Annotated in this window: 23 protein-coding genes; 10 read left to right on the forward strand and 13 right to left on the reverse strand. The window is 72.1% G+C overall.

From position 1 onward, the window contains the following. Positions 1 to 13: 13 nt before the first annotated feature. Entirely contained in the window at positions 14 to 1120 is a 1107-nt protein-coding gene (gene dapC, locus DER29_RS22970; RefSeq protein WP_305036134.1) for a succinyldiaminopimelate transaminase, read from the reverse strand. Then, positions 1117 to 1443: a ferredoxin gene (gene fdxA / locus DER29_RS35535; RefSeq protein WP_091422126.1), complete on the reverse strand. Its 327-nt coding sequence runs from the start codon at positions 1441 to 1443 to the stop codon at positions 1117 to 1119. The genes dapC and fdxA overlap by 4 nt, the downstream gene beginning before the upstream one ends. A gap of 79 nt (positions 1444 to 1522) precedes the next feature. Here fdxA and DER29_RS22980 point away from each other — a divergent pair, with 79 nt between their 5' ends. Continuing rightward, positions 1523 to 2482 (forward strand): GNAT family N-acetyltransferase, encoded by a 960-nt coding sequence (locus DER29_RS22980; RefSeq protein WP_121399741.1) that lies wholly within the window; start codon positions 1523 to 1525, stop codon positions 2480 to 2482. A 214-nt stretch (positions 2483 to 2696) separates the two neighbouring features. Here the strand turns inward: DER29_RS22980 and DER29_RS22985 are convergent, their stop codons facing one another. The 3 genes from DER29_RS22985 to mshB form a co-directional block, all read right to left on the reverse strand. Then, entirely contained in the window at positions 2697 to 3164 is a 468-nt protein-coding gene (locus DER29_RS22985; protein WP_121399742.1) for a hypothetical protein, read from the reverse strand. Between the two features lie 78 nt (positions 3165 to 3242). Continuing rightward, positions 3243 to 3683, reverse strand: a complete 441-nt coding sequence (locus DER29_RS22990) for a hypothetical protein (RefSeq protein ID WP_121400136.1) — start codon at positions 3681 to 3683, stop codon at positions 3243 to 3245. A 17-nt stretch (positions 3684 to 3700) separates the two neighbouring features. Beyond that, positions 3701 to 4624 carry an N-acetyl-1-D-myo-inositol-2-amino-2-deoxy-alpha-D-glucopyranoside deacetylase gene (mshB, locus tag DER29_RS22995; protein ID WP_121399743.1) on the reverse strand — a complete coding sequence of 308 codons (924 nt, stop codon included), beginning with the start codon at positions 4622 to 4624 and terminating at the stop codon, positions 3701 to 3703. 87 nt (positions 4625 to 4711) lie between these two features. Here mshB and DER29_RS23000 point away from each other — a divergent pair, with 87 nt between their 5' ends. Beyond that, on the forward strand, positions 4712 to 6853 hold the full coding sequence (locus DER29_RS23000; protein ID WP_121399744.1) for a prolyl oligopeptidase family serine peptidase: 2142 nt from the start codon (positions 4712 to 4714) through the stop codon (positions 6851 to 6853). 227 nt (positions 6854 to 7080) lie between these two features. Here the strand turns inward: DER29_RS23000 and DER29_RS23005 are convergent, their stop codons facing one another. From DER29_RS23005 to DER29_RS23025, 5 genes are all read right to left on the reverse strand, one after another. Further along, positions 7081 to 8826: an ABC transporter substrate-binding protein gene (locus DER29_RS23005; protein ID WP_121399745.1), complete on the reverse strand. Its 1746-nt coding sequence runs from the start codon at positions 8824 to 8826 to the stop codon at positions 7081 to 7083. A 109-nt stretch (positions 8827 to 8935) separates the two neighbouring features. After that, on the reverse strand, positions 8936 to 9922 hold the full coding sequence (locus DER29_RS23010; protein ID WP_121399746.1) for an ABC transporter permease: 987 nt from the start codon (positions 9920 to 9922) through the stop codon (positions 8936 to 8938). Positions 9923 to 9934: 12 nt separating this feature from the next. Beyond that, positions 9935 to 10936, reverse strand: coding sequence for an ABC transporter permease (locus DER29_RS23015; RefSeq protein WP_121399747.1), 1002 nt, complete (start codon positions 10934 to 10936; stop codon positions 9935 to 9937). After that, the gene (locus DER29_RS23020; protein ID WP_233600110.1) at positions 10933 to 12039 is read right to left on the reverse strand and encodes an ABC transporter ATP-binding protein; all 1107 of its coding nucleotides are present in this window, start codon (positions 12037 to 12039) and stop codon (positions 10933 to 10935) included. Before DER29_RS23020 ends, DER29_RS23015 begins: the two co-directional genes overlap by 4 nt. Beyond that, positions 12036 to 13091 carry an ABC transporter ATP-binding protein gene (locus DER29_RS23025; RefSeq protein WP_370040562.1) on the reverse strand — a complete coding sequence of 352 codons (1056 nt, stop codon included), beginning with the start codon at positions 13089 to 13091 and terminating at the stop codon, positions 12036 to 12038. The genes DER29_RS23020 and DER29_RS23025 overlap by 4 nt, the downstream gene beginning before the upstream one ends. A 274-nt stretch (positions 13092 to 13365) precedes the next feature. Between DER29_RS23025 and DER29_RS23030 the strand changes: the two genes are divergently transcribed. The 4 genes from DER29_RS23030 to DER29_RS23045 all read left to right on the forward strand — a co-directional run bounded on the left by DER29_RS23030 (position 13366) and on the right by DER29_RS23045 (position 18069). After that, positions 13366 to 13914 carry a Uma2 family endonuclease gene (locus tag DER29_RS23030; RefSeq protein WP_121400137.1) on the forward strand — a complete coding sequence of 183 codons (549 nt, stop codon included), beginning with the start codon at positions 13366 to 13368 and terminating at the stop codon, positions 13912 to 13914. A 305-nt stretch (positions 13915 to 14219) separates the two neighbouring features. Further along, positions 14220 to 15026 carry a hypothetical protein gene (locus DER29_RS23035; RefSeq protein ID WP_121399749.1) on the forward strand — a complete coding sequence of 269 codons (807 nt, stop codon included), beginning with the start codon at positions 14220 to 14222 and terminating at the stop codon, positions 15024 to 15026. Positions 15027 to 15038: 12 nt separating this feature from the next. Then, the gene (locus DER29_RS23040; RefSeq protein ID WP_121399750.1) at positions 15039 to 16967 is read left to right on the forward strand and encodes a fumarate reductase/succinate dehydrogenase flavoprotein subunit; all 1929 of its coding nucleotides are present in this window, start codon (positions 15039 to 15041) and stop codon (positions 16965 to 16967) included. A 4-nt stretch (positions 16968 to 16971) separates the two neighbouring features. Next, positions 16972 to 18069 (forward strand): succinate dehydrogenase/fumarate reductase iron-sulfur subunit, encoded by a 1098-nt coding sequence (locus tag DER29_RS23045; protein WP_121399751.1) that lies wholly within the window; start codon positions 16972 to 16974, stop codon positions 18067 to 18069. Positions 18070 to 18145: 76 nt separating this feature from the next. On the opposite strand, the gene DER29_RS23050 is transcribed toward DER29_RS23045, so the two are convergent. Next, positions 18146 to 18583 (reverse strand): (deoxy)nucleoside triphosphate pyrophosphohydrolase, encoded by a 438-nt coding sequence (locus tag DER29_RS23050; RefSeq protein ID WP_121399752.1) that lies wholly within the window; start codon positions 18581 to 18583, stop codon positions 18146 to 18148. A gap of 183 nt (positions 18584 to 18766) precedes the next feature. On the opposite strand from DER29_RS23050, the gene DER29_RS23055 reads away from it, so the two are divergent. Together DER29_RS23055 and DER29_RS23060 are read left to right on the forward strand one after the other, a co-directional pair. Beyond that, a complete protein-coding gene (locus tag DER29_RS23055) occupies positions 18767 to 19072 on the forward strand; it encodes a 4a-hydroxytetrahydrobiopterin dehydratase (protein WP_121399753.1) in 306 nt (101 codons plus the stop codon). A gap of 173 nt (positions 19073 to 19245) precedes the next feature. Beyond that, positions 19246 to 19581: a hypothetical protein gene (locus DER29_RS23060; RefSeq protein ID WP_233600111.1), complete on the forward strand. Its 336-nt coding sequence runs from the start codon at positions 19246 to 19248 to the stop codon at positions 19579 to 19581. 150 nt (positions 19582 to 19731) lie between these two features. Here DER29_RS23060 and DER29_RS23065 read toward each other — a convergent pair whose 3' ends face one another. Both DER29_RS23065 and DER29_RS23070 read right to left on the reverse strand, forming a co-directional pair. Then, positions 19732 to 20124, reverse strand: a complete 393-nt coding sequence (locus DER29_RS23065; RefSeq protein ID WP_151455030.1) for a VOC family protein — start codon at positions 20122 to 20124, stop codon at positions 19732 to 19734. After that, positions 20121 to 20483, reverse strand: a complete 363-nt coding sequence (locus tag DER29_RS23070; RefSeq protein WP_121400139.1) for a DUF1801 domain-containing protein — start codon at positions 20481 to 20483, stop codon at positions 20121 to 20123. Before DER29_RS23070 ends, DER29_RS23065 begins: the two co-directional genes overlap by 4 nt. An 86-nt stretch (positions 20484 to 20569) precedes the next feature. Between DER29_RS23070 and DER29_RS23075 the strand changes: the two genes are divergently transcribed. Together DER29_RS23075 and DER29_RS23080 are read left to right on the forward strand one after the other, a co-directional pair. Continuing rightward, the gene (locus DER29_RS23075) at positions 20570 to 21454 is read left to right on the forward strand and encodes a LysR family transcriptional regulator (RefSeq protein ID WP_121400141.1); all 885 of its coding nucleotides are present in this window, start codon (positions 20570 to 20572) and stop codon (positions 21452 to 21454) included. A 34-nt stretch (positions 21455 to 21488) separates the two neighbouring features. Beyond that, positions 21489 to 22226: a class I SAM-dependent methyltransferase gene (locus tag DER29_RS23080; protein WP_121399754.1), complete on the forward strand. Its 738-nt coding sequence runs from the start codon at positions 21489 to 21491 to the stop codon at positions 22224 to 22226. Positions 22227 to 22240 lie beyond the last annotated feature (14 nt).

Consider the following 22240-nt stretch of genomic DNA (forward strand, 5'->3'; position numbering starts at 1 on the left):
CCTCGGCGGTCGCTCAGGCGCGCAGCCGGCCGGCGACCGCCGCCACGTGCTCGTCGGACTCGGTCAGCGCCACCCGGACGTGCTGCCGGCCGCCCGGGCCGTAGAAGACGCCCGCCGCCGCGAGGATGCCCCGCCGGGCCAGCCAGTCGACCGTCTCCCAGCAGTCCTCGCCCCTGGTCAGCCAGAGGTAGAGCCCGGCCTCGGAGTGCTCGACGGTGAAGCCGGCCTCGGTGAACGCGGCGTGCAGGGTGTCCCGCCGGGCCCGGTAGCGCTCCCGCTGCTCGTCGGCGTGCCGCTCGTCGCGCAGCGCGGCCACCATCGCCGCCTGCACCGGCGCCGGCACGATCATCCCAGCGTGCTTGCGGACCTTGAGCAGCTCCGCCACCAGCGCCGGGTCGCCCGCCACGAAGCCCGCCCGGTAGCCGGCCAGGTTGGACCGCTTGGAGAGCGAGTGCACGGCCAGCACCCCGTCGTACGACCCGCCGCAGACCTCGGGCGAGAGCACCGAGACGGGCTCGGCGGCCCAGCCCAACGGCAGGTAGCACTCGTCGCTGGCGACCACCGCGCCACGTTCCCGGGCCCAGTCGACCACCTTGCGCAGGTGGGCTGCCGGCAGCACCCGGCCGGTCGGGTTGCCCGGCGAGTTGACCCAGACCAGGCGCACCCGGGAGGTGGGCCCGACGGCGGTCAGCGAGTCGGCGCGCACGACGGTGGCGCCGGCGAGCCGGACCCCGTCCTCGTAGGTCGGGTAGGCGATCGAGGGCACCACGACGACGTCGCCGGGACCGATCCCGAGCAGGGTCGGCAGCCAGGCGACGAGTTCCTTGGAGCCGATCGTCGGCAGCACGCCGAGGCCGTCGACGCCGGCTCCGCAGGCCCGTGCCACCCAGGCCGCGATCGTCTCACGCAGCACCGGCATGCCGGCGGTCAGCGGATAGCCCGGGGCGTTGGACGCGTCGGCCAGCGCCCGCCGGATCACCTCGGGCACCGGGTCGACCGGCGTACCCATGGAGAGGTTGATCAGGCCCTCAGGATGCGCCGCGGCCAGTGCGGCCGCGGCGTCCAGGGTGTCCCAGGTGAACTCCGGCAGCCGTGACGAGACCGGCGCGGGCCGGTTCAGTGGCCCTCGCCGCGCGGCGGCTGCGCGGCGACGAAGGTCGCGTCCTTCTCCACCTTGCCGATCTTCGAGGCGCCGCCGGGAGAGCCCAGTTCCTCGAAGAACTCGTAGTTGGCGCCGGTGTAGTCCTTCCACTGCTCCGGGACGTCGTCCTCGTAGAAGATCGCCTCGACCGGGCAGACCGGCTCACAGGCACCGCAGTCGACGCACTCGTCGGGGTGGATGTAGAGCATCCGGTTGCCCTCGTAAATGCAGTCGACCGGGCATTCCTCGATGCAAGCCTTGTCGAGCACATCCACGCACGGCTCGGCGATGATGTAGGTCACCGGTCTTCTCCTCCGCAAGACACGCCGCGATCACCCGCGACGGTTAGAGCCTAGTATCTCGCCGGGGAGGGGGTCGATCGTGCTCCGACAGCAGGATGTGGGACACCGGATCGTAGTGCGCCGGATCGTGGGGATTCGCGAAGGTCGACCGCTCTTCTCCGATGCCCTCGGCGAGCTGGTCGAGCTGAGCGAAACCCATCTCACACTCGCCACCGCGCAGGGCCGGCTCCGGGTCCCCGTGGCCGAGGTGCACCGGGCCAAGCGGGTGCCCCCGGCCCGCCGGCCCACCGCCGCCGCCGTGGTCGAGCTGGAACTGGCCGCCGACGAGGCGTGGCCCGCCGCCGTGCGGGGGCGGCTCGGCGACTGGCGGCTGCGCGCCGCCGACGGCTGGACCGGCCGGGCCAACTCGGCGCTGCCCGTGGGCGACCCGGACCGGCCCCTGCCCGCCGCGCTCGACGCGGTGGAGCGCTGGTACGCCGACCTCGGTCAACCGCCGATGGTCAACACGCCGCTGCCGCTCGCCGCCCCGGTCGGCGCGGAGCTGGACGCCCGTGGCTGGGTCGGCAGGCCGCCCGTGCTGGTGCAGACCGTGCCGCTGGCGGGGCTGCCGCCGGCCGCGCCGGAGCGCGTCGGAGCGCCGCCGGTCGAGCTGGCCGCCGATCCGTCGGACGACTGGCTCGCCGTCGCCGCCGGCCGCAAGGGCGGCCTGCCGGACGCCGCCCGGCACGTGCTCACCGCCGTGGACCAGGTCCGCTTCGCCCACGTGTACGCCGACGGCACGCTGCTCGCCATCGGTCGGGGCACGGTCACCGGGCAGGGGCGCTGGCTCGGGCTCAGCCTCGTCGAGGTGCTGCCCGAGGCGAGGCGGCAGGGCCTGGCGGGCCGGATCATCCGGGCGCTCGCCGACTGGGGCGTGGCGACCGGCGCCTCGCGCGCCTTCCTCCAGGTCGAGCAGTGCAACACCCCGGCCGTGGCCCTCTACCGCACCCTCGGCTTCACCACCCACCACACCTACCTCACCCGCACCCCACCCCCCTGACCCACCCGGGCCCTGCCCCCTCCCGCCCCGCCCGCCCCGCCCGCTCCCGCCGCCTCGCCTCGCGCCCTCCCGCCCTCCTGGCGTCGTCGATCATGTAGTTAGCGCACTCAGAAAGCGCGTTCCAGGGCGCTAACCTCATGATCGACCTCGCGGCGGTGGGCCGGGCGCGGGGTGGGTGGGGTGGGTGGGTGACGCGGGGTGGGTGGGTGGGTGGTCAGCGGCGGACTACGCGGCGGGGCTTGGTGGCCCTGAGTTCGGCGTACCGCTTGAGCGACTGCGAGCGGTGGTCCAGGCCGAGCGCCGTGAGGAGCAGGTAGCCGAGCAGCACGCCCACGCCGGCCGCCGCGAGGTAGAGCCAGATCTGGGCGAAGAAGGTGCCCGCGCCCCCGCCGAACGGGTTGTCACCGACCAGCAGCGGCCCGACCAGCACCGTCAGCAGCAGCGCGATCCCGACCGCGGCGGCCAGGTCGGCGCCCCAGGCCGAGACGGGCCGACGCCTGCCCCACACGAAGGCGACCGCCGCCAGGACCAGCCCGATCACCGCGAACATCACCAGCGACACCCGGTCGGCGGCGGTCGTGTCGTCGCCGTCGAAGCCGAACCGGGTGACCAGCCGGGCGACCACGTTGACCGCGAACAGCGCGACCGCGAGAACCCCGGTCGCGCGCCACCGCTCACTCATCGCACGCCTCCCGCCGTACCGCCCGCCCCAGCGGCGGGCTTCCTGGCAGGAATGTCTACCACCGGAACCTGTGCGCCGTCAGTCCCCCGACCGGACCGGTGGCGGTGCCAGGATCTGCCGGAAACCCATCACCGCGAAGGTCATCGCGCCGGCCACGATCATCGCCAGGCCGACCCAGTTGTCGCCGGTGACGAGCAGGTCCCCCTCGGCGGTGCGGACCGCCGCCACCGCCATCAGGACGAACCAGGGCGTCGCGGGCAGCGCCACGGCCCACCGGCGACCGACGGCCTCGTGCGCGAACCAGCTCAGGGCGATGTTCGCGCCGATGGCGATGAGCACCGAGACGCCGATCAGCTGCCCGCCGACCCGGAGCGTGGCCAGCAGCAGCTCCAGCACCGCGGTGAGGATCCCACCGAGGACGGCGACCAGCCCGCCGGCCACCCGCAGGGCGAGGTCGAGCAGCCGCCGGGACCGCCCGGACGGTGGCGGCGGGGCGGTCTCCTGCGGGGCGGCCGACATCGACGCGACGGGCAGGGTCACCGGATACCGGCCGTGACCGGGGACCGGTCCGGGCCGTCGGCGACGTCGAGCCCGGCGAAGAGGTCGTCCTCCCAGCCGTACGGGCCGCTGCCCGGTCCCCGCTCGCCCACCGCGAGGGTGTAGTACTCCACGCCCATGAACTCGCTGCCGAAGTTGCCGGCGATCGAGTAGAGCCAGGAGGCGTCGGGGATCTGGGTGGCGTGCGCGCGCATCGCCGCCTCCTTGGCGGCGTGCTGGTCGGTGGCGTCGATCCGGGCGGCGATCTGCGCGTCCGGGGTGCCGAAGGGCAGCTCCGAGGTGTCCTGGATGCCGGCGAAGGGGTTGTCCGCCGACTCGGCGAAGTGGGTCAGGCCGGCCTCCAGCACGCTGAGCGGCATCGCCGTCCAGTAGACCTTCGCCGGGGCGAAGCCCTCCGCGCCGGCCAGCTCGTACGCGCGCATCGCCACCCGGTGCGCCTGGATGTGGTCCGGGTGCCCGTAGAAGCCGTTGTCGTCGTACGTGACCATGACCTGCGGGCGTACCTCCCGCATGATCTCCACCAGGTGCCCGGCGGCCTCGTCGAGGTCGGCCTGCCAGAAGGCGCGGGGGTGCTCGTTGGTGGCGAGGCCCATCATGCCGGAGTCGCGGTAACGGCCGGCGCCGCCGAGGAAGCGGTGGTCGGTGACGCCGAGCGCGGCGCAGGCGGCGTTCAGCTCGGCGATCCGCCAGCCGCCGAGCTGGTCGGCCTCGGCCGCGGCGAGCTGGGCCAGCGCCGGCACGTGGATCTCGCCCTCCTCGCCGAGGGTGCAGGTCACCAGGGTGACGTGGGCGCCGGCGGCGGCGTAGTGCGCCATCGTCGAGCCGGTGCCGATGGACTCGTCGTCGGGGTGCGCGTGGACCAGCAGGAGGCGGCGGTCGGGCAGCGTCGTCACGCCGGTCACTCTATCCGGCGGTTCTCCTCCGCCGGCCCTGACGCGTCCGCGCAGGTCGGCCACATCACCCCCGGTCACCGCTCTACGATCTGGTCTGTGGACTTTCCGGAGCTGGCCGCCCGCACCCGCCGGTTCAGCCGCGGAGCGCCGCGGGCGGTCACCGTGGCCGACGACGGCTCCCGGGTGGTCTTCCTGCGGTCGGCCGGCCCCGAGGACCCGGCCGACGCGCTCTGGCTGCTCGACGTGGCGACCGGCGAGGAGCGGCTCGTCGCCGACCCGGCCGCGCTGCTCGGGGCCGACGCCGACCCCGACGCGCTGAGCCCCGGCGAGCGCGCGCTGCGCGAGCGGCTGCGCCTGAGCGCCTCCGGCATCGGCTCCTACACGCTGGACGGCGCCGGCCGGGTGGCGGTCTTCGCGCTGGCCGGGCGGCTGTTCCGGGCCGACCTGGTGCACGGCGACGTGGTCGAGGTGGCCACCGTCGGCCCGGTGCTCGACCCCCGGCCCGATCCCACGGGTCAGCGTCTGGCGTACGTCACCGACGCCGCCGAGGGGGTCCGTCGGGGGCAGCTGCGGGTGGTCGAACACGACGGCACGGACACCCTGCTGGCCGGCGAGGACTCCGGGGTGACCTGGGGGCTGGCCGAGCACATCGCGGCCGAGGAGTTCCACCGGTTCCGCGGCTACTGGTGGGCGCCGGACGGTCGTTCGGTGCTGGCCGCCCGGGTGGACGAGTCCCGCGTGGAACGCTGGCACCTGCACGACCCGGCCGACCCGGCGAGCCCGCCGACCACCGTCGCGTACCCCCGGGCGGGCACCGCGAACGCCGAGGTCAGCCTGCACCTGCTCGACCTCGACGACGGCTGGGTCGACGTGCACTGGGACCGGGAGACCTACCCGTACCTGACGGCCGTGCACTGGGCCGAGGGGGGCCCGCTGATCACCGTGCTGCGCCGTTCCCAGCAGCACGGCCTGGTGCTGGCGATCGACCCGCGCACCGGCGAGACCCAGGTGCACGCCGAGCTGGCCGACCCGCGCTGGGTGGAGCCGATCCCCGGCACCCCGGCGCACCTGCCGGACGGCCGGGTGCTCGTCGGCGGCGAGCTCGCCCACGACGGGTACGACGCCCGCTGCCTCTTCGCCGACGGCACCCTGCTCACCCCGCCGTCGCTCTACGTCCGGCGGGTGGTGGGGCGGCTGCCCGGCGGCAGCGGCCCGGCCGACCTGCTGGTGGAGGCGAGCGACGGGGAGCCGAGCGAGCGGCACCTGTTCCGGGTACGCACGACCATCGGCGGCGGCGTGGACGCGCGCCGGATCACCACCGACCCGGGCTGGCACACCGCCGCCGTGGGCGGGGACGTGCTGGTGGTGGGGAGCGCCTCGCTCGACCACGCGGGCACCCGGTGGACGGTGTGGCGGGGCGAGCAGGAGGTGGCGGTGCTGCGCTCGCTCGCCGCCACCCCGCCGTACGCGCCGCTGCCGCTGCTGGAGCGGGTCACCGACCGGCGGCTGCCGACGGCCGTGCTCTACCCGGACAACTACGTCACCGGCCGGCGGCTGCCGGTGCTGCTGGACGTCTACGGCGGACCGGGGCACCAGGAGGTGCTCGCGGCTCGCGGGGCGTGGCTGGAGCGGCAGTGGTGGGCCGACGCCGGCTTCGCGGTCGTCACCATCGACAACCGGGGCACGCCGGGCGTGGCCCCCTCCTTCGAGAAGGCGATCCACCGGCGGGTGGCCGACGTCGTCCTGCTCGACCAGGTGGACGCGCTCACCGCGTTGGCCGGCAAGCATCCCGACCTGGACCTGGAGCGGGTGGCGGTGCGCGGCTGGTCGTTCGGCGGCTGGCTGGCCGGGCTGGCGGTGCTGCGGCACCCGGAGCTGTTCCGGTGCGGCATCGTGGGGGCGCCGGTCACCGACTGGGCGCTGTACGACACGGCCTACACGGAGCGCTACCTGGGCCTGCCGGACGACGGCACGGACATCTACGCGCACCACTCGCTGGTGGAGCTGGCCGGCGAGCCGGTGCAGCGGCCGGAGGAGGCCCGGCCGCTGCTGCTGGTGCACGGCCTGGTCGACGACAACGTGGTGGCCGCGCACACGCTGCGGCTGTCGGCGGCGCTGCTGGCGACCGGCCGGCCGCACTCGGTGCTCCCGCTGACCGGGGCCACCCACATGGCCGCCGGCGGCACCGCCGAACGCCTGCTCAGGCTCGAACTCGACTTCGTCCGCCGCCACCTCTAGGCGCGCCCGGCCTGGCCGTCCCCGCCGCGGGCCGGCCGGCTCCCGCCGGGCAGCCGATCTCCACCCCGGGCGCCGGCACCCGGTCGGGGTGGCCGCCGAGCAGGTCGCGGGTGGGCAGGTCGCGGGTGGGCGGCCCGCAGACACGGCGACCCCCGGCCGACGACGTTGTCGACCGGGGGTCGGTCCGTGCGTGTCACCGCTGGGGTGTCATCGCGTCACGGGTGGTGTCACTGCTTGACGTAGGCGTCCACGAAGCTCGGCCAGCCGAAGATGCTGCCGATGAAGATGCCGCCGGCCTTCTCGCCGTGCGCGATGGAGACCACCTCGACGTAGAGCGGCACCGCCGGCGCCGTCTCCTTCATGAGCCGCTCGTCGATCTTGCTCCACTCGTCGGCCTGCTTGGCCGGGTCGAGCGCGAGGATCCGGTCGAACTCCGCGTTGAGCGCCTCGTTGTTGAGCTGCGAGGTGTTGCTGTTGCCCTCGGCCTTGATGCCGCGGCCGTCGAAGAGCACCGGCAGGATCGACGCGCCGCTGGGCCAGTCGGCCGCCCACGAGTCGACCCAGAGGTCGTACGGGTTGTCCTTCTTCTTCACCGTGTCGAGGTAGCCGTCCTCGGGGATCGTCTTGATCGTGACGGTGAGGCCGGCCTTCTCCAGCGCGTTCTTGATCTGGGTGGCCCGCTCCTGGGAGCTGGTCACGTCGGAGGTGAGCAGCACCAGGTTCTGCGTCTTGCCGGCGAGCAGCTCCTTGGCCTTCTCCGGGTTGCCGCTGTCGCCGGCCGGGTACGCGTCGAACTGCTTGTAGCCGAGCGTGGTCGGCGGCAGCAGCGTGGTCATCGGCACGGCGCCGTAGGGACCGCCGAGGTTCTTGGTGATGCTGGTGCGGTCGATGGCGTGGTTGATCGCCTGCCGTACCGACAGGTCGGTGACCCGGGCGGTGTTGATGGTCAGGCGGTACGCGTTCGGCGTGGCCGCGACGATCATCCGCTCCTTGAGCTTGGGGTCCCCGGTGACCTTGGCGATCAGCTCCGACGGGACACCGCCGGTGGCGACCGCCGCGGCGTCGTTGCCGGTGCCGGCGAGCACCCGGTTGGTCTGGGCGGCCTGGTCCGCGCCCAGCGACCAGACGAACTTGTCCGGGTACTGGTGGCGCACGGCGTCGGTGGCCGGGTCCCAGTGCTCGTTGCGCTCGAGCACGATCTCGACGCCCGGGGTGTGCTTGGTGAACTTGTACGGGCCCGACGAGAACGGCTGGTTGTCCAGGTTGACGCCGGTGTCCTTGTCGGCCGGCAGCGGCGCGGTGGCCGGCAGCGAGACGGCGAACGGCAGGTCACAGCGGGGCTTGTTGAACTCGAAGCGCAGGGTCTTCTCGTCGGGCGTGGTCAGCCCCGGCGGCAGCGAGGTCTTGTTGGCCTTGAAGTCCCACTTGGTGTCGTACTGCGGGCTGTCGACCAGCCACTCCTGCAGGTAGGTCGGGCCGCCGGTCAGGTCCGGGTCGAAGGACCGGGCGATGCCGTACGCGATCTCCTTGCTGGTGATCGGCCGGCCGTCCTCGAACTTCACCCCCTGCTTGACCTTGAACTCCCAGACCTTGCAGTCGTTGTTGACGTTGGTGCCGGGGGTCTCGGCCAGGTCGCCGACCAGGGTGACGTTGCCCTTGCCGTCGTCCTTGAACGTGGTGAGGAAGCGGGCGTAGAGCTGGCTTCCCATCAGGCCGGCGAACGAGTAGATCCGCTGCGGGTCCATGTGGGAGATCTTGTTCTCCCGCAGGATGTAGAACGTGCCGCCCTTGGCCGCGCCGGGCACCTCCGGCGCCGGGCCGAGGGAGTCCTTGGGGTCGGTCGCGATGGCGCCGGTGCGCGGCTTGGCGGTGTCCACCCCGCCGGTGTCGTCACCGGTGTTCTCGCTGCACGCACCGAGGGAAACCATCAGTGCGATCGCACCGCCCAGGGCGGTGACGCGTCTTGCTCGCATACTTCACTCCTCCGGATCGCCGATGAAGGAAAGCTTCGCCTAGCCTTCAATGACGGTAAATTTCGAGCAGGTAACGGGGCTACAACGATCGGCCCCGGGGCCCCGCGGGTCAGCCGAGGCGCACCCGGGGGTCGACGAACGCGTAGAGCAGGTCGACGACCATGTTGGCGACGACCACGAACAGCGCGGCGATCAGCACGGTCGCCATGATGGTCGGCAGGTCGCCCTGGCGGACCGCCTCCACCGCCGTACGCCCCAGCCCCTGGATGCCGAAGGTGGTCTCGGTGATCACCGTGCCGCCGAGCGCCGCGCCCACGTCGAGACCGGCGATGGTGACGATCGGCGTGATCGCCGCGCGCAGCGCGTGCTTGCCGTACACCTGCCGCTTCGGCATGCCCTTGGCCCGGGCGGTGCGCACGAAGTCCTCCGAGAGCGTCTCCAGCATCTGGGCCCGGGACAGCCGCGCGTAGATGGCGGAGAAGAGCAGCGCCAGAGTGACCCAGGCCAGCACCAGCCCCCGCGCCCACTCCACGGGATCGTCGAATATGGACGTGTAGCGCGGCGTGGGCAGGATCTTCAGGGTGTAGACGAAGACCAGCAACAGGACCGCGCCGACGAAGTAGAGCTGCAGCGAGGCGAAGGTCAGGGTGAGGCCGATCGAGATCCGGTCCAGCAGCGAGCCGCGCCGCAGGGCCGAGACCATGCCGAGCCCGACCCCGATGGCGAGCCACAGCACCGCCGCGGGCAGGACGATGCTCAACGTCACCGGCAGCACCCGGGCGAAGGTGTCGGTGACCGCCTCGCTGTTGACGTACGAGTAGCCGAGGCAGGGCGCCGCGCACTCGCCGCCCTGCGCGCTGCCCAGGTCGCGGCCGACGAAGATGCCCTTCATGTAGTCGGCGTACTGCTGCACCTTCGGCTCGTTGAGCCCCAGCTCCGTCCGCACCCGCTCCAGACGCTCGGCGTTGCAGTTCTTCGGGCACATGCCGGTCACCGGGTCGGCGGGCAGCGCGAAGAACAGCAGGAAGCTGACCACACTCACCGCGAACAGCACCGAGATCGCCAGCAGCACCCGCTTCACCAGGAAGCGCACCATGCGCAGTACCCCTTACCGTGACGACTTCGGATCGAGCGCGTCACGCAACGCGTCGCCGAAGAGGTTGAACGCCAGCACGAGCGCGAAGATCGTGATGCCGGGGAAGAAGACGTAGGCCGGGTCGGTCTGCAGGTAGTCGATGCTCCGGTAGATCATCCGGCCGAAGCTGGGCACCGACTCGGGCAGCCCGACGCCGAGGAAGGACAGCGCCGCCTCGCTGGTCACGTACGACGGCACCAGCAGCGAGAACGACACCAGGACCGGGGCCCAGATGTTCGGCAGCAGCTGCCGGAAGAGCATGTGCCCCAGCCCCGCGCCGCTGGCCTTGGCCGCCTCCACGAACTCGCGTTCGCGCAGCGACACCACCTGACCGCGAACCAGCCGCGCGGTGCTGGTCCAGCCGAACGCGGTGAAGACCACGATCAGCGTGGTGACCGCGAACCAGGTCGGCACCTCGTCGCGCGGGCCGTAGAAGCGCAGCGAGAACGTCGGTACCACGGCCAGCGCGAAGATCAGGAACGGCATCGCCAGCGCCACGTCGGTGATCCAGCTGATCACCGCGTCCACCACCCCGCCGAGGTAGCCGGCGAGGATCCCGAGGACCACGCCGATCGTGGTGGTGATCAGGGCGGCGCCGAGCGCGATCAGCAGCGAGGTGCGGATGCCGTAGACCATCCGCATGAAGATGTCCCGGCCCAGGCCGGGCTCCAGACCGAACCAGTGGTCGCCGCTGATCCCGCCGACGTATCCCAGCGGCATCCCGGTGCTGTCCAGCAGCTCGCCGAACTGCTCGTTCGGCGTCACCCCGTAGAGCCGCTGGACCAGGGGCGCGCCCACCGCCAGCAGCACGAAGAAGACCAGCACCACGCCGCTCACCAGGGCGGTGCGGTCGCCGCGCAGCCGGCTGCGGACGAGCTGGCCCGGCGAGCGGCCGACCAGCGTCTTCCCCTCGCCGGCGTCGCCGCCGGACTCGATCTCGGCCAGCGCCGTGCCCTCGACCGGGGACAAGCTCACTTCGACACCTCCTCGGCGGTCGTGCCGACCCCGGCCGTCCCGGGGTCCGCCGGCCGCGCGTCGTCACCGGCCGGTCCCGTGGTGGCGCCGACCGGCCCCGTCTCGGGGAAGTGGCAGGCGGTGGCCTGGTCGCCGCCGCGCGGCACCAGCGCCGGCTCCTCGGTGGCGCACCGCTCCTGCGCCTTCCAGCACCGGGTGCGGAAACGGCAACCCGACGGCGGGTCCAGCGGCGTCGGGACGTCCCCCGAGAGCCGGATCCGGCCCGCCGCGCCGAGCTGGGTGACGTCGGGGATGGCCGAGAGCAGGGCCCGGGTGTACGGATGCTGCGGGCGTTCGTAGATGTCGTCCCGGTCGCCGATCTCGACGACCTTGCCCAGGTACATGACGGCGACCCGCTGGCAGAAGTGCCGCACCACGGCCAGGTCGTGCGCGATGAAGACGAACGCCAGACCGAGGTCGCGTTGCAGGTCGCGCAGCAGGTTGACCACCTGCGCCTGGATCGACACGTCCAGGGCGGAGACCGGCTCGTCGGCGACGATCAGCTTGGGTTGCAGGGCGAGCGCGCGGGCGATGCCGATGCGCTGCCGCTGGCCGCCGGAGAACTCGTGCGGGTAGCGGTTGTAGTGCTCCGGGTTCAGCCCGACCAGTTCCAGCAGCTCCTGGACCCGCTTCTTCACCCCGCCCGGCGGGTCGATCCCGTTGACCTGCAACGGCATCGCCACGATCCGGCCCACGGTGTGCCGGGGGTTCAGCGACGCGTACGGGTCCTGGAAGATGATCTGGAGGTCCTGCCGCAGCGCCCGCAGCTCGCGGCGGCCCGCGTGGGTGATGTCCCGCCCGGCGAACTCGATGCTGCCCGCCGTGGGCTCCAGCAGGCGTACCAGCATCCGTCCGGTGGTCGTCTTGCCGCAGCCGGACTCGCCCACCAGGCCGAGCGTCTCGCCCGGCCGCACGTCGAAGTCCAGCCCGTCCACGGCCCGGACCAGGCCGGTGCGCCGCAGGCCGTTGCGCACCGGGAAGTGCTTGGCCAGCCCGCGCACCCGCAGCAGCGGCTCAGCGGTCTCGGCCGGTCGCACCGGCGCGGTGTCGGCCTGGGCACTCATCGGGCCACCCCCACGTGTGCGATGTCCTCCGCGTACAGCAGCGTCCGGTCGTCGGCGGAGAGGTGACAGGCCACCAGGTGGCCGGGCGCGCCCGCCGGGCGCAGCTCCGGGACCTCCGTGCGGGACCGGTCGCCGTTGCGGTCGGCGTAGCGGCAGCGCGGGTGGAAGGCGCAGCCGGACGGCAGGTTGATCAGGCTCGGCGGGTTGCCCCTGATCGGCATCAGGTCCGCGTCGGCGTCGCCGTGCAGCGAGGGCACGCTGGAGAGCAGACCCCAGGTGTACGGGTGCTGCGGCCGGCGCAGCACCTGCTCGACGCTGCCGTGCTCGACGGCCCGCCCGCCGTACATGACCAGCACCTCGTCCGCGACCTGGCTGACCACGCCCAGGTCGTGGGTGATCAGGATGATCGCGGAGTGGAACTCGGCCTGGAGGTCGGCCAGCAGGTCGAGGATCTGCGCCTGCACCGTCACGTCCAGGGCGGTCGTCGGCTCGTCGGCGATCAGCAGGTCGGGGTCGTTGACCAGCGCCATGGCGATCATCGCCCGCTGCCGCATGCCCCCGGAGAACTCGTGCGGGTACTGGTCGAAGCGGCGGGCTGGCTGCGGGATGCCGACCCGGCCCAGCATGTCCACCGCGCGCTTGCGCGCCTCGCGCTTGCCGGCCTTCGGGTGGTGCACCCGGTACGCCTCGGCGATCTGCCGGCCGACCGTGTAGTACGGGTGCAGCGCGGACAGCGGATCCTGGAAGATCATCGCCATGTCCCGGCCGCGCAGCCGGCGTAGCTCCTCGTCCGGCAGGCCGACCAGCTGGCGGCCGCCGACGGAGATCTCGCCGGTGATGGTGGTCCGCTTGGCGCCGTGCAGCCCGAGGATGGCCAGCGAGGTGACGCTCTTGCCCGAGCCGGACTCACCGACGATGCCGAGGGTGCGTCCCCGCGCCACCTCGAACGACACCCCGTCGACCGCGCGCACCACGCCGTCCTCGGTGTCGAACCGGACCCGCAGGTCGCTCACCCGCAGGTAGGGGTCCTGGCCGGAGCGCTGCTCCGGCACGCTGGGGCGGTCCGGTTTCCCGGACGGCGCCGACTCCGGCCTGTCCACGACCCCTCCCTCAGTGACGAAGAGAACTTACAGGAAAGCACTGAGGGTGAAAATAAGCTACATAACCGGAGCTGTCAGCGGGCCACAGCGTAACGACTCTGCAACGGGCGTGAACAGCCCTCACCTCGGCATTCACCGGTGTTGACCTCCCGCACCCGGACAGCGGGTGCGACGATGGGCGCGGCAGTCCCGCAAGGATGTCCCCCGGCACGAGGTGGAGGTGACGATGACCGCGGCGGTGTTCGGCCACGACGGCCCGTGGAGCGAAGAGGAGTACCTCGCCCTCGGCGAGACGCAGCAGCGCGTCGAACTCTTCGACGGGAGCCTTCACGTGACCCCAGCCCCTACGCCCCGCCACCAGAACATCTCCGGTGAGCTGCGGGCCGCCCTGCGAGGACCGACGCGGGAAGCCGGCCTCCGCGTCCTGGAAGCAGTGAACGTCCGGCTCCGGCCGGGTCGCATCCCCATTCCCGACCTCGTCGTCACGGCACCGATCGACCTCGACGACCCCTGGATCGAGGCGGCCGACGTGAAGCTGGTCTGCGAGATCATCTCGCCGGGCAACGCGGCCACCGACAAGGTGCTCAAGATGCACTACTACGCGGCGGCCGGCATCGAGTGGTATCTGCTGGTGGAGCAGGAGACGCTGACCGTGCACGTCTACCGGCGGCAGGGCGCCCACTACGTCGAGCGGTCGGTGACCAAGGCCGGCGAGACGCTGGAGCTGACCGAGCCGGTCCGGGCCACGATCCGGCCGGCGGACCTGCTGGCCTGACGGGCCACCGCCGCGGGACGCTTTTCGGGCGAGCCGCTCCGGCACGCCGGACAGGCGTCGGGTGAGGTTCTTAACATCCGGACATCGATCATCGTGCAGGGCTTTCCACCGGCCAGGACACACGGGACACTGCCTTGCGCGGACGGCTCGCGAAGATCGGCGTAACGTGTGTCACTTAGCTGCGCCGTATCGCTGGCGCGGTCGTTGGTGTGCGCATGACGTGGCAAGCGGGTGCGGGTTCGCCGGTCCGCGCGCCGACCGGAACTTGATCCGCCCGTGAGGGTCCTGTCAGGGAGACGACTCGAATGACATCAACGGCAACGAGGCCGCGGGGAGCGCGGGCGCGCGCCGCCATCGCGGCGAAGACGTTGCGAACCGACCGCTGGTGGCTCGCCCCGCTGATCACCGTGATCGGGCTCAGCGCGTGGGTGGCGTACGCGACGGTCCGGGTCTTCATGCACGACTTCTACTGGGTCGAGGACTACCACTACCTGACCCCGTTCTACTCCCCCTGCGTGACCGACCGGTGCCTGCCGGAGGCCGCGCACTTCGGACGGTTCCTGCCCGGCTGGTGGATCATCCCGGACGCGGCGCTGACGCTGCCGTTCCTGCTGCTGTTCCGCCTCACCTGCTACTACTACCGCAAGGCGTACTACCGGTCGTTCTGGCTGTCGCCGCCCGCCTGCGCGGTCCCGGACGGGCACAAGTCCTACAGCGGGGAGACCCGGTTCCCGCTGCTCGGGCAGAACCTGCACCGCTACTTCTTCTACGCCGCCGCGGTCATCTCGCTGATCAACACCTGGGACGCGGTTCTCGCCTTCCACTCCCCCAAGGGCTTCGGCTTCGGGCTGGGCAACATCATCCTGCTCGGCAACGTGGTGATGCTGTGGGCGTACACGATCTCCTGCCACTCGTGCCGGCACATCATCGGCGGGCGGCTCAAGCACTTCTCCAAGCACCCGGTGCGCTACCGGACCTGGACCTTCGTCTCGGCCCTGAACGTCCGGCACATGCAGCTCGCCTGGATCACCCTCGGCACGCTGGCCCTGACGGACTTCTACGTCATGGCGCTGGCGGCCGGCTGGTTCAACGACCTGCGGTTCATCAACTAGAGGGCCCCTGACATGACCAACACCACGCGAATCGAACGACACCACTACGACGTCGTCGTGATCGGGGCCGGCGGCGCCGGCCTGCGCGCGGCGATCGAGGCCCGCCTCGCCGGCAAGAAGACCGCGATCATCTCCAAGTCGCTCTTCGGCAAGGCGCACACGGTGATGGCCGAGGGCGGCGCCGCCGCCGCGATGGGGAACGTGAACAGCCGGGACAACTGGCAGGTGCACTTCCGCGACACGATGCGCGGCGGCAAGTTCCTCAACAACTTCCGGATGGCCGAGCTGCACGCGAAGGAGTCGCCGCAGCGGATCTGGGAGCTGGAGACGTACGGCGCGCTCTTCGACCGCACCAAGGACGGGAAGATCTCGCAGCGCAACTTCGGTGGCCACGAGTACCCCCGCCTGGCGCACGTCGGCGACCGGACCGGCCTGGAGCTGATCCGCACCCTCCAGCAGAAGATCGTGTCGCTCCAGCAGGAGGACAAGCGCGACCACGGCTCGTACGACGCCCGGATCAAGGTCTTCTCCGAGACCACGATCACCGAGCTGCTGCTCGACGGCGACCGGGTCGCCGGCGCGTTCGGCTACTACCGGGAGTCCGGCGAGTTCGTCCTGTTCGAGGCGCCGGCGGTGGTGCTGGCGACCGGCGGTGTCGGCCGCTCCTACAAGGTCACCTCGAACTCCTGGGAGTACACGGGCGACGGGCACGCGCTGGCGCTGCGGGCCGGCGCGACGCTGATCAACATGGAGTTCCTCCAGTTCCACCCGACCGGCATGGTCTGGCCGCCGTCGGTGAAGGGCATCCTGGTCACCGAGTCGGTGCGCGGCGACGGCGGCGTGCTGAAGAACTCCGACGGCAAGCGGTTCATGTTCGACTACGTCCCCGACGTCTTCCGCAAGCAGTACGCGGAGACCGAGGAGGAGGCGGACCGCTGGTACACCGACCCGGACAACAACCGCCGCCCGCCGGAGCTGCTGCCCCGCGACGAGGTGGCCCGGGCGATCAACAGCGAGGTCAAGGCCGGGCGGGGCACGCCGGCGGGCGGCGTCTACCTGGACATCGCCTCCCGCAAGCCGGCGGAGGAGATCCGCCGTCGACTGCCGTCGATGTACCACCAGTTCAAGGAGCTGGCCGACGTCGACATCACCAGGGAGCCGATGGAGGTCGGGCCCACCTGTCACTACGTGATGGGCGGCGTCGAGGTCGACCCCGACAGCGGGGCCGCCTTCGGCCACGTGCGGGGGCTCTTCGCCGCGGGCGAGGTGTCCGGCGGCATGCACGGCTCCAACCGGCTCGGCGGCAACTCCCTGTCCGACCTGCTGGTCTTCGGCAAGCGCGCGGGCGGCCACGCCGCCACGTACGCCGACGGCCTCCCCGCACGCCCGAAGGTGGGCGTCGCCGCCGTGGAGGCCGCGGTGGAGACGGCCCTGGCCCCGTTGCAGCGGGACACCGGCGAGAGCCCGTACACCCTCCAGCAGGACCTCCAGGCGGTGATGGGCGACCTGGTCGGCATCATCCGCCGCGAGGGCGAGCTGGTCGACGCGCTGGGCAGGCTGGCGGAGCTGCGGGAGCGGGTGGCGAAGGTCAGCGCGAGCGGCGGCCGGCGCTACAACCCGGGCTGGCACCTGGCGCTCGACCTGCGCAACATGCTGGTGGTCTCGGAGTGCACCGCGAAGGCGGCGCTGGAGCGGCGGGAGTCGCGCGGCGGGCACACCCGGGAGGACCACCCCGCGATGGATCCGGCGTGGCGTCGGGTCAACCTGGTCTGCTCCCTCGACGGCGACACGGTGCGCCTGGAGCGCAAGCCGCTGCCGAGGATGCGCCCGGAGCTGATCGGCCTCTTCGACCGCGCGGAGCTGGCCAAGTACCTCACGGACGAGGAACTCGCCGAGTTCGACGCCCAGGTCGCCGACGTCGAGACCGAGAAGGAGCGCTGACGCAATGGGTAACCAGAACCCCCAGGGGCCCGGGAAGCCGGGCGCGAAGCGCCAGTTCCGCATCTGGCGCGGCGACGAGAACGGCGGCGACCTCCAGGACTACATGGTGGAGGTGAACGAGGGCGAGGTGGTCCTCGACGTCATCCACCGGCTCCAGGCGACCGACGCCCCCGACCTGGCCTGCCGCTGGAACTGCAAGGCCGGCAAGTGCGGCTCCTGCTCGATGGAGATCAACGGCAAGCCGCGGCTGAGCTGCATGACCCGGATGTCCACCTTCACGGAGGACGAGACGGTCACGGTCACCCCGCTGCGCACCTTCCCGGTGATCCGGGACCTGGTCACCGACGTCTCGTTCAACTACGAGAAGGCGCGGGAGACGCCGGCGTTCGCGCCGCCGGCCGACCTGGCGCCCGGCGAGTACCGGATGCAGCAGGTCGACGTGGAGCGCTCGCAGGAGTTCCGCAAGTGCATCGAGTGCTTCCTGTGCCAGAACGTCTGCCACGTCATCCGCGACCACGAGGAGAACAAGCAGGCGTTCTCCGGGCCGCGGTACTTCATCCGGGCGGCCGAGCTGGACATGCACCCGCTGGACGCGAAGAGCGACCGCAAGGAGTACGCGCAGGCCGAGCAGGGCCTCGGGTTCTGCAACATCACCAAGTGCTGCACCGAGGTCTGCCCCGAGCACATCAAGATCACGGACAACGGGATCATCCCCATGAAGGAGCGGGTCGTCGACCGCAGGTACGATCCCCTCGTGTGGCTTGGTAGCAAGATCTTCCGGAGGGGTCAGGTGCCTCAGACCAGCGTGACCAGCGAACACGTCAGCGGTGCGGTGCGCGGCAGCGCGGCGCACGGGGGCGTGCACTCGCACGCGGGCGGCTCCCACGACCCGCGGGCCGAGGTACAGGCGCAGCGCGGCGTCAACTGGGACCGCGAGGTGCCGAGGCCGACCGCGCCGGCCGTCGACGACCACGGCAAGCTGCCGCTGACGGAGCTCACGTTCGACCGGGCGGCGGCGCCGTCGCCGTTCGGCGACGACGTGACCTTCCCGCTGCCGCCGGAGCACCTGAACTTCGCCCACCCGGAGCAGGACAAGCACTGAGTGCGCTGACGATGACGGGGGCCGCGGCTGATGCCGCCGGCCCCCGTCCTCTTTCGGCTCGGATGTCCGCTTCCGCTCAGGCGGTCAGGATGGGCCGGAGGGCCGCGACGATGGGTGCGTCGGCCGGGAGCCAGGTGACGGTGTCCAACTCGTCGGCGGAGAGCCAGCGCAACGCGGAGTGTTCGAGGGCCCGCGGCTGGTCACCGTGCAGCAGGCGGGCCGCGTACACCTTGAGCACCGAGCGGCCGTGGGCCATCCGAACGTTGCGGCCCACCCGGTCGCCGATCTCCACGCGTACGGCCAACTCCTCGGCGCACTCGCGGGCGAGCGCGGCGGTCTCGCTCTCGCCCGGCTCCACCTTGCCGCCGGGGAACTCCCACATGCCCGCCACCTCGGGCGGGGCGGAACGGGCGCAGGCGAGCACCCGGCCGTCCCTGATGATCGCCGCCCCGACGATCACCCTGAGGTCCCGTCGCTCGGCCTGCCCGCCGCCATTCGCCCGTTCGGTCCGCACGGGCGTCCAGCGTGCCAGATCAATCGGCGGTTTGGGTAGCGTGGCCGACCGTCAGGGCAGGAGAACCCGGAAGTGTGGGCGTGGACACACCCACCATGCGAGGACAGACTAGAAGGCACCGACAAGACACGGGACGGCGACGATTTGGCCACAAGCCGGCAACGGCGCCTGGGAGGTGCGGTGATGCGCGCGCTGTTCAGCAGTCGATCCAAGCACGACTACCTCAGCGACGCGCTGACGCTCCTCACCGGTTGGATCCGCGAGGGTGAGCAGATCCGACGCACCCTCGTCATCGACGACTCGCAGCACGCCGCCCTCACCGAGCGGGTGAAGGTGGTCGCCGACGCGCTGCACCTGCGTCCGGAGATCAGCCGCCGAGCCGACCAGACCCAGATCCGGGTGGGGCACGGCAACGCGCCGCTGACCGAGGGGGAGGTCCTGCTGGCCGCCCGCATCGAGGACGCCTACCGTGCGGTCAGCCAGCCCTGACCCGCCGCACACGGCACCCGGCGCTCCGTTCCGAGCCGGTCGGCGCGGCAGCCGTGGTCGGCTGGGAAGGCTGATGTTTCCCTGAAAGGTGCGTGGGTATCAATCCGGCGCGGGAGCAGACAACAGGCCCCGTAACCGACTGAACACCTGATAACGCATTTTTTGGAGCTGACATGGCTACCCCCACCGCGAACCGCGTGACCGACCGGCTGACAGACCACGACGGCCACCACGTGGACCACGACGTCCGGCACGCCCACCGGCACGGCGACGAGACCAAGCCGTCGTGGAAGACCACGGAGCTGGCCGTCTACCTGCTCTCCGTGATCGGCGTCCTGATCGCCTCGAACGCCGTCGGTGACGGCGCCGCCGACAACGGCGGGGACTACTTCGCGGCCGACAAGGCCTGGTGGTACATCACGCTGCTGACCATCGGTTACCTGGTCAGCCGTGGCCTGGCCAAGTCCGGCAGCCGCAGCCGCGACGCCGACCCGCGCACCAACCGGTAATCCACACCGCGCCCGAAGCCCCGCCGACCGAGTCGGCGGGGCTTCACGCGTTGCGGGCCGCCACCGGGCCGCCCGGCCGGTACGCGCTCCGGCGGCGTCGGCCTGAACGCGGCGGCAGGGGTCGGCATGCGGTCCCGCAGCGGCCTCCGCTCAGGCGGCGTCCTGGGGGTACCAGCGCAGTTCCACGGAGTTGCCGTCCGGGTCCCGCACGTAGAGCGAGGTGGCGCTGCCCCGCGCGCCGAACCGGCCCACCGGCCCCTCGATCACCGTGAAGGCGCCCGACGCGACGACCTCCGCCCAGTCCAGCGGCTCCACCACCAGACAGAAGTGGTCGACGTTGGATTCGCCCCGGTCCCGGCGGACGAGGTCGATGATGGTCCCCGCGTCGACCCGTACCGAGGGGAACGGGACGGCGCCGGCCCGCCACTGGTCGACCCGCACCGGGGCCAGGCCGAGCAGTCCGCAGTAGAAGTCCAGCGCGCGCTCCACATCGGTCACGTTGAGCACCAGGTGGTCGAAGCCCGTGACCCGCACCGCGCTCACCTCGCCTCCAGGGCTTGGGCCTGGCGCAGCCAGTCGGTGAACAGGGCGGGGTCGACGTCGGCGAGGGTCCGCAGCTTCACGGAGGCCATCTGCCGGGCGCCGGCGACCAGCCGCCCCGAGGGGTCGGTGACCTCGCCGCCGCGCCACAGCCCGAAGGTGACGTACGCGCCGTACGCCTTCACGAGGCAGACGGGACGCCGGCCCGGCCGGTCGCCGAGCCCCCAGACCGGGTGTCCGTGCCACATCGCCCCGGTCGCCCCCGGCAGGGCCGCCTCGATGACGGGGCGCAGCTTCTCGCCGATCTCCCGCAGCGGGGCGTCGAGATCGGCCAGGTAGTCGGTAACTGTCGTCGTTTCCATGCCCCTCACGATCCGCCGGCCGGCGACGCCGACCAAGACGCGATCGCACTACCATCGTTGAGCCGGAGTCAACGATGGGGCGGGACGTGCTGGAACGACACGAGCTGGAGACCTTCCTGACCCTCGCCGAGGAGTTGCACTTCGGCCGGACGGCGGAGCGCCTGCGGGTGACCACCGGGCGGATCAGCCAGGTGGTCAAGCAGCTGGAACGCCGCGTCGGCGCCCCGCTCTTCGCCCGTACCAGCCGGGTCGTCCAGCTCACCCCGATCGGGCGGCAGCTCGCCGCCGACCTGGCGCCGCTGGCCGCCGGCATCGACGACGCCGTACGCCGGGCCGTCGAGGCGGGGCGGGGCGTGACCGGGCGGCTGCGGGTCGCCTTCCTCGGCGAGTGGACCGCGCCGACGCTGCTCAAGGCCGTCGCCCTGTTCTCGCGACGCCACCCCGACTGCCAGGTCGAGGTGCGGGAGGTGCAGCTCTTCAACTCCCGGCAGAGCCTGCTCGACGGCTCCGTCGACGTCCTGATGGCCGCGTACCCCTTCGACGGGATGGCCTGCGGACCGGCGCTGCTGGAGGAACGGCGGTTGCTCGCGGTGGCCGCCGGGCACCCGCTGACCCGGCAGGAGTCCGTCTCCCTGGAGGCGCTCGGCGACCACCCGGTGGTGCAGTACCCGGCCGTGACCTCGGCGGAGTTCAAGCGCGACCGCACGCCCGAGCAGACGCCGTCGGGGCGGCCGGTGCCGAAGGGGCCGGCGGGCAACACGTTCTCGGAGATGCTGACGCTGGTCGCGATGGGGCGAGGGGTGCTGCCGGTGGGCGAGCACACCCGCCGCTACTACCCGCGCCCCGACGTGGCGTACGTGCCGATCCGCGACGCGCCACCGATCCGGCGGGGCATGGTCTGGCGGGAGAGCAACGGCACGGCCCGGGTCCACGAGTTCGTCCGGGCCGCGACCGACGCGAACACGGCCTGACGGGTGCCCGACCGCACTGGCATGATCGACGTCGATGAGGCACGGTGAGTTCCGCCATCCACGGCTGGTCGCGGTCTACGACGCCGAGTGCCCCTGGTCGCGTGACGACGACTGGTTTCTCGCCGTCGTCGGCGGGACGCCCGCCGCGCGGGTCCTCGACCTGGGCTGCGGCACGGGGCGGCTCGCCCTCGCCCTGGCCGAGGCCGGCCACGCCGTCACCGGCGTCGACCCGGCCGGCGCGTCGCTGGACGCCGCCCGCGCCAAGCCGGGCGCCGAGCGGGTGACGTGGGTCGAGGGCACCTCGGCCGTACTGGCGGACCGGTCGTTCGACGTGGCGGTGCTGACCAGCCACGTCGCGCAGTTCCTCGTGGACGACGACGATTGGGCCCGTACGCTCGCCGACCTGGCCCGGGCGCTGGTGCCCGGCGGCCGGCTGGCGTTCGACTCGCGCGACCCGGCGGACCGGCGGTGGGAACGCTGGAACCCGGTCGACTCGCGGCGACGGATCACGCTCCCCGACGGCGAGGTGGTCCGGGCGTGGACGGAGGTCCACACGGTGTCCGGCGGGCGGGTCGACTTCACCCACCACTACCTCTTCACCGACGGCGAGGAGCTGCTCAGCTCGGCCACCCTGCGCTTCCGCACCGAGGAGGAGTTGCGCGGCCCGCTGGGGTCGGCCGGGTTCGTCGTGGACCGGATCCACGGCGGCTGGGGCGGGGAGCCGGTGGGCCGGGGCGACGGCGAGTTCCTCGTCCTCGCCCACCGGCAGTGATCTCCGGTTGGCGC

Source organism: Micromonospora sp. M71_S20 (assembly GCF_003664255.1).
Classification (GTDB): Bacteria; Actinomycetota; Actinomycetes; order Mycobacteriales; family Micromonosporaceae; genus Micromonospora.